Source organism: Pseudoduganella rivuli, assembly GCF_009674485.1.
Classification (GTDB): domain Bacteria; phylum Pseudomonadota; class Gammaproteobacteria; order Burkholderiales; family Burkholderiaceae_D; genus Rugamonas; species Rugamonas rivuli_B.
Genome location: NZ_WKJJ01000010.1, coordinates 66,752 through 79,901 on the forward strand (window position 1 = coordinate 66,752; position 13,150 = coordinate 79,901).

General features: G+C 62.4%; 10 protein-coding genes. 8 read left to right on the top strand and 2 right to left on the bottom strand.

Annotation, left to right across the window (positions count from 1 at the left end; all coding sequences use genetic code 11):
• Positions 1-100 precede the first annotated feature (100 nt).
• Positions 101-802, bottom strand: coding sequence for a 2OG-Fe(II) oxygenase (locus GJ700_RS16785; RefSeq protein ID WP_154376256.1), 702 nt, complete (start codon positions 800-802; stop codon positions 101-103).
• Between the two features lie 47 nt (positions 803-849).
• Positions 850-1,896 carry a bifunctional DNA-binding transcriptional regulator/O6-methylguanine-DNA methyltransferase Ada gene (gene ada / locus GJ700_RS16790; protein ID WP_229507055.1) on the bottom strand — a complete coding sequence of 349 codons (1,047 nt, stop codon included), beginning with the start codon at positions 1,894-1,896 and terminating at the stop codon, positions 850-852.
• A 178-nt stretch (positions 1,897-2,074) separates the two neighbouring features.
• On the opposite strand from ada, the gene hutC reads away from it, so the two are divergent.
• The 8 genes from hutC to GJ700_RS16830 all read left to right on the top strand — a co-directional run bounded on the left by hutC (position 2,075) and on the right by GJ700_RS16830 (position 13,112).
• Positions 2,075-2,791 (top strand): histidine utilization transcriptional repressor HutC, encoded by a 717-nt coding sequence (gene hutC, locus GJ700_RS16795; RefSeq protein ID WP_229507056.1) that lies wholly within the window; start codon positions 2,075-2,077, stop codon positions 2,789-2,791.
• A 171-nt stretch (positions 2,792-2,962) separates the two neighbouring features.
• On the top strand, positions 2,963-7,591 hold the full coding sequence (locus GJ700_RS16800) for a PAS domain S-box protein (protein WP_229507057.1): 4,629 nt from the start codon (positions 2,963-2,965) through the stop codon (positions 7,589-7,591).
• A gap of 16 nt (positions 7,592-7,607) precedes the next feature.
• Entirely contained in the window at positions 7,608-8,042 is a 435-nt protein-coding gene (locus tag GJ700_RS16805; RefSeq protein ID WP_154375895.1) for a response regulator, read from the top strand.
• Positions 8,043-8,309: 267 nt separating this feature from the next.
• Positions 8,310-8,636: a thioredoxin TrxA gene (gene trxA, locus GJ700_RS16810; protein WP_154375897.1), complete on the top strand. Its 327-nt coding sequence runs from the start codon at positions 8,310-8,312 to the stop codon at positions 8,634-8,636.
• A gap of 146 nt (positions 8,637-8,782) precedes the next feature.
• On the top strand, positions 8,783-10,045 hold the full coding sequence (rho, locus tag GJ700_RS16815; RefSeq protein WP_154375899.1) for a transcription termination factor Rho: 1,263 nt from the start codon (positions 8,783-8,785) through the stop codon (positions 10,043-10,045).
• 147 nt (positions 10,046-10,192) lie between these two features.
• On the top strand, positions 10,193-10,462 hold the full coding sequence (locus GJ700_RS16820) for a type B 50S ribosomal protein L31 (RefSeq protein ID WP_154375901.1): 270 nt from the start codon (positions 10,193-10,195) through the stop codon (positions 10,460-10,462).
• A gap of 103 nt (positions 10,463-10,565) precedes the next feature.
• Positions 10,566-12,296 (top strand): ArnT family glycosyltransferase, encoded by a 1,731-nt coding sequence (locus tag GJ700_RS16825; RefSeq protein ID WP_154375903.1) that lies wholly within the window; start codon positions 10,566-10,568, stop codon positions 12,294-12,296.
• 60 nt (positions 12,297-12,356) lie between these two features.
• Positions 12,357-13,112, top strand: coding sequence for a substrate-binding periplasmic protein (locus tag GJ700_RS16830; protein ID WP_229507058.1), 756 nt, complete (start codon positions 12,357-12,359; stop codon positions 13,110-13,112).
• Positions 13,113-13,150 lie beyond the last annotated feature (38 nt).

The window sequence follows — 13,150 nt, forward strand, 5'->3', positions numbered from 1 at the left end:
CAATCCGGTGAGCCCAGTCTATCAAGACTCGCTGCATGCGCCGTAAAAAGTCGTGACGCACGCGACACAATGTGTTGTATCGTTCCCTCAAAACAACACACTAATCTCCGTCATGCAAGATGATCCCCAGCGTATGGCGTGCACCGGCGCGCAAGCGCGACACGCCATGCCGCATATTGACGCGGTACACGCCGCGCGTGCCGTTCACGGGCCGGTGGTGGACCGGGAAAATCACCATGCCGCCCTGCCCCAGCGGCACCACTTCCGCCCGCGATTGCATGCGGGGCCGCTGTTCCGTCAGCACGAATTCGCCGCCCGCAAAGTCCGTGCCCGGCGCGGACAGCAGCACGGCGGCCTGCAACGGAAACACGTGCTCGCCATACAGATCCTGGTGCAGGCAGTTGTAATCGCCCGCCTGGTATTGCAGCAGCAGCGGCGTGGGCCGCAACTGCCCCGCCGCATGGCAGCGGGTCAGGAAGTCCGCATGCGCCAAAGGGAAGCGGACGTCCAGACCCATGGCGTCGTGCCAGCGGTTGGCGATCCGCGCCAGCGGTGCATACAGCGCCGCGCGCAGCCTGGCGATGGGCGCCGGCAACGGATAGGCAAAGTACTGGTACTCGCCCTTGCCGAAACCGTGCCCCTCCATCACCACGCGGCTGCGGAAAAGTTCCGGCTTGGCATAGGCGGCGGCCAGCCGCGTGCATTCTTCCACGCTGAAGAAGCCGGGCACGACCGCGCAGCCCCACGCATCGAGGTCCGCGCCGATGCCATCCCAATCCAGTGCGGCGCAACGTTCCGCCATGCCGCCCCAGGCGGCTGCAGGATTGGGAGGCACATTCCGCACGGCATTCACTTGGCGCCCTCGCGCTCCAGCAATACCTGCTTGCGTTCCACGCCCCAGCGATAGCCGGACAGCGAACCATCGGTGCGCACCACGCGGTGGCAGGGAATTGCAATGGCAATCGCATTGGCGGCGCACGCGCTGGCCACCGCGCGGGCGCCGTTGGGCGCGCCCACCAATTCCGCCAGTTCCGTATAACTAACGGTCCGTCCCACGGGAATATTGCGCAACACTTGCCACACGCGCTGCTGGAACGCCGTGCCCCGCACGTCGAGCGGCAAGTCCAGGCCGATTTCCGGCGCTTCCACCATGCCGATCACGGCGGCCACCACTTGCTCGTAACCGGCTTCGGCGCCGATCAATTCCGCTTTCGGGAAGCGGTCCTGCAAGTCGCGCGCCAGTGCATCCGGGTCGTCGCCGATCAGGATCGCGCAGATGCCCTTGTCCGTGCTGGCCACGAGGATGGCGCCCAGCGAACACTGGGCAATGGCAAAGCGGATGGTCTCGCCATGGCCGCCCTTGCGGTACGTGCTGGGCTGCATGCCCAGCGCGCCATTCGACTGCGCATAAAAGCGCCCGCTGGAATTGAAACCCGCCGCGTAAATCGCATCGGTGACGTTGTTGCCATCGGCCAGCTGCGCCTGCATGCGGCGCTGGCGCACGCCCGCCGCATAAGCCTTCGGCGTCAACCCTGTCTGCGCCTTGAAGATGCGGTGGAAGTGGAAGCGGCTGACGCCGGACGCTTCGGCCAGGCTGGCCAGATCCGGTTCGGTTTCGGCTTCCTCGATCAGGCGGCACATTTGCGCCACCAGCGCCGCGTGGCGCTCGGCCAGCGGCGGCTGGTCCGGCTTGCAGCGCAGGCACGGGCGGAATCCCGCCTGTTCCGCTTCCTGCCGCGTTCCGTGAAAACTGATATTGGCGCGCTTGGCGTGGCGCGACGGACACGAGGGCCGGCAATACACGCCCGTGGTACGCACCGCGTAATAAAACTCGCCATCCGCCGCCGTATCGCGCTGCTGGATGGCGGCCCACCGTTCTTCGTCATTGACAAACATGTTGCACTCCCTGAGATTCAAAGTATGCCCCATGTTAGGCAGCGCCAGCCACCGCCACACTCCGCCCCTTGCTTTTGAATTTCCGGCATATACAACAGCAATGCATTGATGCGGCGCAGCAATGTTAGAATCCTGTCTTGCCCGCGCCGGCACAAGGCGCTGCCACGGAGACCAGGCTTTGGAACAGTTAGCAACAGACAATACCCCCATCTTCCAGCGCATCAAGGATTATTTGCTGGCCCAGATCGCCGCCGGCCTATGGAAGGAAGGCGACGTCATTCCTTCCGAACAGGCGCTGGTCAAACAATTCGGCGTATCCCGTATGACCGTCAACCGCGCGGTGCGCGAATTGACAGCGGAACAAGTGCTGACGCGGCGCCAGGGTTCCGGCACTTTCGTTGCCGCGCAGAAATTTCAAGCGACGTTGCTGGAAATCCGCAGCATTGCCGACGAAGTGCGGGCACGGGGCCACGCGCACCGCAGCAGCCTGCAATTGCTGGAACAAACCAAGGCCGGCGAACTGCTGGCCAAGCAGTTTGAGTTGCCATCTGGAACTATTTTATTTCACTCGGTGATCGTGCACTTTGAAAGCGGCGTCCCGATCCAGGTGGAAGACCGCTGGGTCAACCCGGCGTGTGCGCCCGACTACATGAGCCAGGACTTCGCGGCGATTACGCCGAATGAATACCTGGTGGCGGCCGCGCCGCTGGCCGGCGCCGTCTACAGTGTGGAAGCGCTGAGCCCGCCGCGCGACATCGCCGAGATGCTGGCCATCGATACGCGCCAGCCCTGCCTGGTGCTGAAGCGGCAAACCCGCTCGGCGGGCCAGGTTGCGTCGATCGCCACGATGTGGCATCCGGGCCACCGCTACCAGTTTACCGGCAGCTTTGCCTGAGGTTGCAGTGCGGTTTTCAGCGCGGACGCCATTCACTACCATCCTGAAAGTCCGATACTCCCCATAGAGTTTGCCGTCAGTAAATTCCGACACCGGGCTTGAGCTTCGATGCTATAGTTGATCGACATGAACGGGCTCGCTCCCGTTCCGACCAATCGAAAGGGAAGCTCCTTGCAGCACCGCCGTTCACTGTTCCTGCCGCGCCTGCGCCGCATCGCGGCCGCAGCAGCGCTTGCCTGCGCGGCAATGCCGGCCTGGGCAGTGGAGCACGTCACGCTGCAGCTGAAATGGCGCCACCAGTTCCAGTTCGCCGGCTATTACGCCGCACAAGACAAGGGGTATTACCGCGACGCGGGCCTGGAAGTGACATTACTTGAAGGCAAGCCTGACATCGATACCGTCCGCCCCGTGGTGGAAGGCCAGGCCCAGTATGGCGTCGGCAACAGTTCCTTGCTGCTGAAGCGGGCCGCAGGCGATCCTGTCGTGGTACTGGCGTCGATTTTCCAGCATTCGCCGGCCGTCCTGATTGCCCGTCGCGGCGACAAGGGGGAAGCGCTGAACCTGGCCGGCAAGCGCATCATGTTGTCACCCAGCAATGAGGAATTGCAGGCGTACCTGAACAATTTCGGCGTCACCAAGGACAAATACCAGCGCGTCCACCACAGCTACAACCTGGACGATCTCATCAGCGGCAAGGTCGACGCGATGTCGGCTTACCTGACGTCCGCGCCCTACGTGCTGGACCGCGGCAACCTGAAATACGACATCCTGTCGCCCCGCACCGCCGGCATCGATTTTTATGGCGACAACCTGTTCACCACGGAAAGCGAACTGCGCGAACATCCGCAGCGGGCAGCCGCCATGCGCGCCGCCACGTTGAAGGGATGGCAATATGCGATGGAACATCCCGGTGAAATTGCCGACCTGATCCGTGCGCGCTATCCGAGCAGCAATACGCGCGAACACTTGATGTACGAAGCGCAGCAGACCATTCCATTGCTGGAACAGCGCCTGATCGAGCTGGGCTACAGCAATCCGGAGCGGTGGCAAGCCATTGCGGCCACGTACGCCCAACTGGGCATGATGCCGGCCAACACCAGCCTGGACGGTTTCTTGTACCAGCCGCTGCCGGATTACCGCGCATGGCAATTCGGCGTCACGCTGGCGGTCATGGTGTTGTTGTTTGGCGGCATCGCATGGTGGCGTATCCACCGCATGCAACTGGCGCTCAATGAGGCCACCGAGCGCGCCGTCAAGGCGGAGCGCCTGACCACGTTTGCACTGGAAGGCTCCGGCGAAGGCGTGTGGGACTGGCAACCGGTGGCCGATATCCTGACCCTGTCGCCCCGCTATTGCGAAATCCTCGGCTACCAACCGCAGGAATTCAAGCCCACCGTGCAGCAATTGCTCGACATGGTGCACCCGGATGACCGCAGCCGCGTCGACCAGGAATTCATGGTGCAGGCCGAGCGTCCCACTGACGGCAAGATCGGCTTGTCGTGCGAATTCCGCATCCGCTGCAAGGACGGCAGCTGGAAATGGGTGCTGGGCCGGGGCATGGTCGTGACGCGCGGCGCCGATGGCCGCGCACTGCGCATGACCGGCACGCTGGGCGACATCAGCGACCGCGCGGCGGCCGAAGAAGCACGCGTGGCGGCGATCCTGGATGCGGCGCCGTCGGCCATGCTGGTGGCGGACCGCAATGGCATCGTGCGCCAGGCCAATCACGTCAGCGCGGAGTGCTTCGGCTACGACAGCATGGCGGGATTGTCGCTGGACTTGCTGGTGCCGGATACCATGCGCAGCACGCCGGGCCGTCCGCGCGAACTGATGTCGCGCCCAGGCTTGCCGGGCCGCGTGCTGACCGCACACCGCAGCAACGGCAACCAGTTCCCGGCCATGGTGCACATCGCGCCGATCCAGCTGGCTGGCCAGGGCTTGTCGATTGTCTCGCTGCGCGACGTCACGCAACGCCAGCGTGCCGAGGAAGCCATGCAGGCATCCACGGAACGCTACCGCCAGATCGTGCAGACGGCGGCCGAAGGCATCTGGATGACCGATGCCCAGGACCGCACCACCTTCGTCAATCCCACCATGGCCCGCATGCTGGGCTATGAAGTGGAAGAAATGATCGACTTGCCGATGGCGTCCTTCATGGATGACGACGGCCAGGCGTTGCTGCGCCAGCACCAGCGCCGCCGCCCGTCCGGCCAGGCCGAACAGGGCGATGTGCGTTTCTTCCGGAAAGACCACTCGACCTTGTGGGGCTTGCTGTCGACCACGCAGGTCAACGATGAAACGGGCGCCTACGCCGGCATGCTGGCCATGATCACGGACATCACGGACCGCCGCCTGGCCGACCTGGCGCTGCGCAATTCAAGCCGCCGCATGGCGTCCGTGTTCAATGCCGTCACCAATGGACTGGTGGTCTTGAATGGCGACGGGCTGATCCTCGAAAGCAATGCCGCCGCCACGCGCATGCTGGGCGCGGCCGCCCAGCCCGGTGCGGGATTGTGGCCGGGTGTGCATGAAGACGGCAGCATCTTTGCGCGCGACGAACACCCTGTCTACCTGGCGCTGGTATCGGGCCGCTCCGTACGTGACGTGGTGATGGGCGTGCACCAGCCCGACGGTACGCAATGCTGGCTGTCCGTCAATGCCGAGCCGATGAAGGATGAACTGGGCGACACGCCGATGGCGGTGGTGGGACTGACCGACATCAGCTACCGCAAGCGCAGTGAGGATGCGCTGCGCCAGGGCGAACAGCGGCTGCAGGAAATCATCAAGATCATGCCGATCGGCTTGTACATCAAGTCGCCGGACGGCCGGTTCCAGTTGATGAACCCCGCGTGCGAAGCGCAATTCGGCTTCCGCTTCCATGAATTGAACAGCGGCGACGACTCGCCGTTCCATTCGCCGGACGTGGTGGCCATGATCCGAGCGCGCGACCGCGACACGTTTGCCGGCGGCGTGCTGGTCGATTACGAAGAAACCGTGTGGAATCCGACCTTGCGCGAACAGCGCCACCTGCGTACGTTCAAGAAGCCCGTGCTGGACGACCAGGGCCAGCCCGCCTACCTGATCTGCATGTCGATCGACATCACGGACAGCAAGCGCGCCGAGCGCGAGTTGCGCGAATTGAACGAACACTTGGAAGAACGGGTGGCGCGCCGCACGGAACAGCTGGACCAGGCCAAGCAACTGGCCGAGGAAGCCAGCCAGGCCAAGGGCCAGTTCCTCGCCAACATGAGCCACGAAATCCGCACGCCGATGAACGGTGTGATCGGCATGGCCTACCTGGCGCTGAAAACCGACCTCGATCCGCGCCAGCGCGACTACCTGGAAAAGATCCGTTTCGCCGGCGAGCATTTGCTCGGCATCATTGACGACATCCTCGACATTTCCAAGATCGAAGCGGGCAAGCTGGAAATCGAGCACGTGGATTTCGCACTCGACCACGTGATCCAGACCTTGACCACGGTGGTGGCGCCGAAAGCCGCCGGCAAAGGCTTGAACCTGGTATTCGATATCGACCCGAAACTGCCGCCCGTGTTGCGCGGCGATCCGCTGCGGCTGGGCCAGGTCCTGATCAATTACACCAACAACGCCATCAAGTTCAGCGACCAGGGCAACATCGTCGTCAAGGTGATCAACGTGCTGTCGGACACCAGCCAATGCCAGGTGCGCTTCGAAGTGCGCGACCACGGCATCGGCTTGTCCGAGCAGGAAATCTCCAAATTGTTCCAGTCGTTCCAGCAAGCCGATACGTCCACCACGCGCGAGCATGGCGGCACGGGGCTGGGATTGGCCATCTGCAAGCAACTGGCGCAATTGATGGGCGGCGAAGTGGGCGTGACCAGTACGCCGGGCGAAGGCAGCACGTTCTGGTTCACGGCGCTGCTGGGCGTGTCGAGCCGCGCGGTGCCGGAAATTATCAGTTCCGTCAGCGATGCGGCGGCCGAACTGGTCGCCAGCGCCCGCACGGCGGCCGTCATGCAATCGCTGAAGCATGCCCGCATCCTGCTGGTGGAAGACAATACGTTCAACCAGCAAATCGCGCTGGAAATGCTGGAGGAAGCGGGCACCTCCGTCTGCCTGGCCAACAATGGCGAGGAAGCGCTGGAATTGCTGCGCCAGGCCAGCTTCGACTGCGTCCTGATGGATGTGCAAATGCCGCTGATGGACGGGCTGGAAGCGACCCGCCGCATCCGCGCCGATCCCCGGCTGGCGGACTTGCGCGTGCTGGCCATGACCGCCACCGCCACCAGCGAAGACCGGGTGCGCTGCCTCGATGCCGGCATGGATGACTTCATTTCCAAGCCGATCCAGCCCGCGCTGATGTACCAGACCATTGCCAACTGGCTGCCCGCGCAGCGCGTCGATGAAGCCGAAGCACGGGCCGCGCAGCGCCTCGGCGGCAGTTACAAGCCGACGCTGTCGGGCGACCCGGCCATTATCGATTTGTCCGTGCTGGCGCAGTTGCTGGGCTACCACCCGCAAAAGATCCGCAAGTTTGCGTTCAAGTTCCTGCACACCACCAAGGATGGCTTCGACGAAATCGATGCCTGCATGAAGGCAGGCAACCTGGACCGCGTGCGCGAACTGGGCCACCGCATCAAGTCGGCCGCCCGCACGGTTGGCGCGCTAGGCATGGCCGATCTGTGCGAAGATCTGGAGCACTTGCCCCACGAAGAAGCCGGCGCCATCCAGGCCCGCAACCTGATGGCCCGCTTGTGGCCGCTGCTGGACCTGGTCACGGAACAAATCATGACCAACACGACTTTTGCCAACGACGATTAATACTGATACCCGATCGATGCCACACTTGAACGACCGCGCCTCTGCCGCCGATCCCCTGCGCGTATTGCTGCTTGACGACGACCCATTCCAGCTGTCACTGCTGGAAGACATGTTGGAAGACCTGGGTGATTTCAATGTCGCCACCGCCAACCACTCGAAAGCCGCACTGGCGATGCTGCAAACGAACCCGCCCGATTTGATGGTGTGCGACTTGTCGATGCCGGACATGGATGGCATCGAATTCCTGCGCCACGTGGCGGAACACGGCTATACGGGCACCGTGGTGCTGTTGTCCGGCATGGAAAGCGGCGTCCTGAAAGCCGCGGAACGGCTGGCCATGGCGCAGGGCTTGACGATCCTGGGCGCCTGCGCCAAGCCGGTGGCGCTGGTGGAATTGAGCGACCTGGTCAACCTGGCCCGCATGCACCGCCGCCCCCGCCGCAGCGCATAAGTTTGTGGCAAGCTTGATATTAATCAATTTCCACGCGACAATTTGCGCAAAATCCGCACAGGCGGCAAAAATGCGTTATTATTTGAGCCATTCCCCGCCTGCTATCCGCTTGTCCACCACTTCCAGTCTGCCTTCCAAACCGTTGCACACTGTTGAATTCCTGGATACGGTCACCATTTGCAGCCTGTCATCCAGGCAGCCCCAGGACGGCATCCAGAAACAAATGGCATAATCATCCAGGCGACATTCCCATAACGTGAGAACAACATGAGCGAAAACATCAAACACATCACCGACGCATCCTTCGAAGCCGACGTACTGAAATCCGACCGCCCTGTGCTGGTCGACTTCTGGGCTGAATGGTGCGGTCCTTGCAAGAGCATTGCCCCGATCCTGGAAGAAGTGGCCAAGGAATACGATGGCAAGCTGACCATCGCCAAACTGGATGTGGATTCGAACCAGGCCGTGCCGGCCAAGTTCGGTATTCGCGGCATCCCGACCCTGATTCTGTTCAAGAACGGTGTCGCCGCTGCCCAGAAAGTCGGCGCAATGGCCAAGGGCCAGCTGACGTCTTTCATCGACAGCAATATTTGAGTAATATTGTGTAAAATACGGCGGCGTTGCGCCCGCAGCGCTGTCCTAGATTGCAGGGAAGCGGACCATACCGTTTCCCGTTTTGATCAACCCCACGCAGTTCCCTCCCCTACCTTTACTTTCCCGTCACGGGACACTCAGACAATATGCATCTATCTGAACTGAAGGCCTTACACGTCTCCCAGCTGTTGGAGATGGCGATCGGCCTGGATATCGACAACGCGGCGCGCTTGCGCAAACAGGAATTGATGTTTGCAATCCTGAAAAAGCGCGCGAAAGCCGGCGAACAGATTTTCGGCGACGGCGCCCTGGAAGTGTTGCCAGATGGCTTCGGCTTCCTGCGCTCGCCAGACGCCAGCTACATGGCATCGACTGACGACATTTATATTTCTCCGTCGCAGATCCGACGCTTCAACCTGCACACCGGCGATTCCATCGAAGGTGAAGTGCGCACGCCGAAAGACGGCGAGCGCTATTTCGCCCTGGTCAAGGTAGACAAGGTCAACGGCGAATCGCCGGAAGCCTCGAAACACCGCATCCTGTTTGAGAACCTGACGCCGCTGCACCCGAACGAGCCGCTGCGCCTGGAACGCGAAATGAACGGCGCGGAAAACATCACGGGCCGTATCATCGACCTGATCGCGCCGATCGGAAAAGGCCAGCGCGGCTTGCTGGTGGCGTCGCCGAAATCCGGTAAATCCGTGATGCTGCAGCACATTGCGCACGCCATCACGGCCAACCATCCGGATGTCACGCTGATCGTGCTGCTGATCGACGAACGTCCCGAGGAAGTCACGGAGATGCAACGCTCGGTGCGCGGTGAAGTGGTGGCATCGACCTTCGACGAACCGGCCACCCGCCACGTGCAGGTTGCGGAAATGGTGCTGGAAAAAGCCAAGCGCCTGGTGGAAATGAAGAAAGACGTGGTGATCCTGCTGGACTCGATCACCCGCCTGGCCCGCGCCTACAACACCGTCATCCCTGCCTCCGGCAAGGTGCTGACCGGTGGTGTCGACGCCAACGCGCTGCAGCGTCCGAAGCGCTTCTTCGGCGCCGCCCGTAACATCGAGGAAGGCGGTTCGCTGACCATCATCGCCACCGCGCTGATCGAAACCGGTTCGCGCATGGACGACGTGATTTACGAAGAATTCAAGGGTACCGGCAACATGGAGGTGCACCTGGAGCGCCGCCTGGCCGAGAAACGTACTTATCCGTCGATCAACCTGAACAAATCGGGCACGCGCCGCGAAGAGTTGCTGATCAAGGCCGACCAGCTGCAAAAGATCTGGATCCTGCGCAAGCTGCTGTACTCGATGGACGAGATCGAAGCGATGGAATTCATCCTCGACAAGATGAAGGCGACCAAGACCAACGTCGAGTTCTTCGACTTGATGCGCCGCGGCGGTTAAGCCTTTACGGGGGGCGTTTACGCTCCCCGGCAACCGTTGTATAATCGCAGGTTGTTTTTAACCCCAGGCAAGTGGGCGGCAATCGGGTCGAGATGCAGTAGTGACCGCCGAAGTGCTGTTTGGCTACCTACACTTAGAGAGAAGCACATGAAAGTCGATACCCATCCAGAATACCGCGAAATCCTGTTCCACGACGTGTCCTGCGATTTCAAATTCATCACCCGTTCGACCATCCAGACCCGTGAGACCATCACCCACGAAGGTAAAGAATACCCACTGGTGAAGATCGAGGTTTCGTCGGAATCGCACCCGTTCTACACCGGCCAGCACAAGATCGTCGACACCGCCGGTCGCGTGGAAAAATTCCGCCAGAAGTTCGGCAAAGTCGGTTCGAAAACCGCCGTTGCAGCAGGCTAATCAGCCTCGCAGCACGAAAAAAGGCAGCCTCGGCTGCCTTTTTTTTCACCCGCCATGCGTCACTGCGTCATACTCTTGTTTCTTCCTTAAGCCTTAGTTCCCGATGAAGCCAGTCCGTCTTCCCGCCGCCGCCACTCTTGCGCTGCCCCGCTGGGCGCTGTTCGCCCTGGGCATGCTGTATATCCTGCCGGGCCTGATCGGCCGCGAACCGTGGAAGAATGACGATGCCGCCAGTTTTGGCGTGATGTGGACGATGGCGCACGGCACGTGGCAAGATTGGCTGTGGCCCAACATTGCCGGCCTGTCCATCCCCGATGAAGGCCCGCTGGCGTTCTGGTTCGGCGCGCTGTGCATCAAGCTGTTCGGCTGGCTGCTGGGCGACGTGCTGGCAGCCCGCGTGGCCACCGTGGGCGTGTTCCTGCTGGGCACCCTGTCGCTGTGGTACGTGACGTTTGCGCTGGGCCGCCGCCAGGATGCCCAGCCATTGAAGCTGGCCTTTGGCGGCCAACCGGACCCCGATTCCTTTGGCCGCACGCTGGCCGACGCCGCCGTCCTGATTTACCTGGGTTGCCTGGGCTTGATGGTGCACAGCCACATGACCACGTCCGAGCCGCTGCAGGTATCGCTGCTGGCGCTGACCTTGTACCGCTCCGTGCGCTACATGGAATTGCCGTCGCTGCGCAACGCGGCGCTGATCGGCATGGCGCTGGGCCTGATGGCGCTGGCGCGTGGCTGGGTCGCTCCCGCCTTCTTTACGCTGGCGCTGCTGCTGTGCGGCGCTTTCCTGGAAAAACCGCTGGGCCGCACGATGCGCGACCTGGCCCTGGCCATCGCTGTCGCCGCGCTGCTGATCGCGCCGTGGGCCATCGCCTCGTCCATGGCGCAGCCGTATGGCGCGTCGCCGCTGCCGGGCTGGATGCAGTGGAATTATGCGCAACTGGCGCTGCTGTCCGGTAATTCCGTGCGCTATTTCTTCCGCGTGGGCATGTGGTTCTTCTGGCCGGCGTGGCCGTTTGCGGGCTGGGCCATTTATGCGTGGCGGCGCCAGAAGCGCGTGCTGCACATCGTGGTGCCGGTGACGTTCGTCAGCATGGCCGCGCTGCTGGCGCTGTTCCATCCCGCGCCCGAGCAAGGCCAGTTGCTGCTGTTGCTGCCGCCGCTGGCCATCATGGCGGCCTTTGGCTTGCTGACCATGAAACGGGGCGCCATCAACGCCATCGACTGGTTCTCCGTCATGGTGCTGACCCTGTGCGCCGCCACGTTGTGGCTGTTCTGGAACGCCAAGCTGAACGGCTGGCCCGCCAAGGCGTCGCATAACGCGCTGAAGCTGGTGCCGGGCTTCGTGCCGCAATTCGACACCATGGCCGTGCTGGTGGCCGTTTTGGCCACGACAGGCTGGTTCGTGCTGGTGCACTGGCGCCTGTCGCGCCGCCCGTCCGTGCTGTGGCGCGCTGTCGTGCTGTCGTCCGGCGGCGTGATCCTGGTCTGGATCCTGCTGATGACGCTGTTCCTGCCGGACATGAACTACAGCAAGAGCTACGCCACCGTGGCGCGCCAGGCGGCGTCCAGTTTGCCGGCCGATACCGATTGCATCGAATCCAATGCCGGTCCCGCGCAACGCGCGTCGTTCGCTTATTTCGGCCACTTGCCGTTTGTCGGCGTCAAGGGCGGGCGCTGCAACGTCTTGCTGCTGCAGGATAATTTGCGTGTGCCGGATGAGCAGGAAATCGTGCCGGCCTACCGCGCGCCGCACTGGACCCTGCTGTGGGAAGGTCGCCGCATTTCCGACCGCCAGGAACGGTTCCGCCTGTACCGTCGCGGCGCGCCGGAATAAGCACGGCCACACGATTCGTCTTGGCAACTTTCCCAGGGGCCATGCTATGCTGTTCTCACAATGAAAGCCTACCAGCGATTTTCCTGCGTGGCGTTGCTGACCGCGGCGCCCGCCGTGATGGCGGCCCCTCAGACGCCGCCGGAACCGCTGTTCATCGTCGCCGAACATTCACCGCCCGCCAGCATGAAGGAAGGCGAGGAAATCACCGGCCGCGAGACGGAAAAAATCCGCGACATGCTGGGCCGCTCCGCCATCGCTTACAAGATCGACATCCTGCCGTGGAAGCGCGCGTTCACCATGGCGCAGCAGCAAAAGAACACGTGCGTGTACTCGACGTCACGCACGCCGGAGCGGGAAAAACAATTCAAGTGGATCGGCCCCACCGACGAAGCGGAATGGGTGTTTGTCGGCCGCGCCGACCATAAATTCCAGCTGCGCACGCTGGACGACGCCCGCTCGCTGCGCATCGGCACCTATAACGGCGACGCCCGCGACGAATTCCTGCGGGCGCGCGGCTTCAACGTGGAACCGGCGCCCAACGATGCGTCCAACCCCAAGAAACTGTTGTTGAACCGGATCGACCTGTGGGCCGTGGGCTTGCGGGCCGGCGCCTCCGTGCCGGCCGAGCTGGCCGGTGAAAAAGGGGAAATCGTTCCCTTGCTGACATTCCACCGCGTGAAAGTATATTTGGCATGCAATCCCAGCGTGCCGGACGCGCTGGTTGAACGCATGAATACGACGCTGGACACCATGCGCCGCGATGGCACGTTTGCCAAACTGGAGCGCAAATACGCCGAGTTGGAAAAGCGCAAATAAAAGCCAACGGGCAATTCTTGTCATTCTGAAAAAATCTT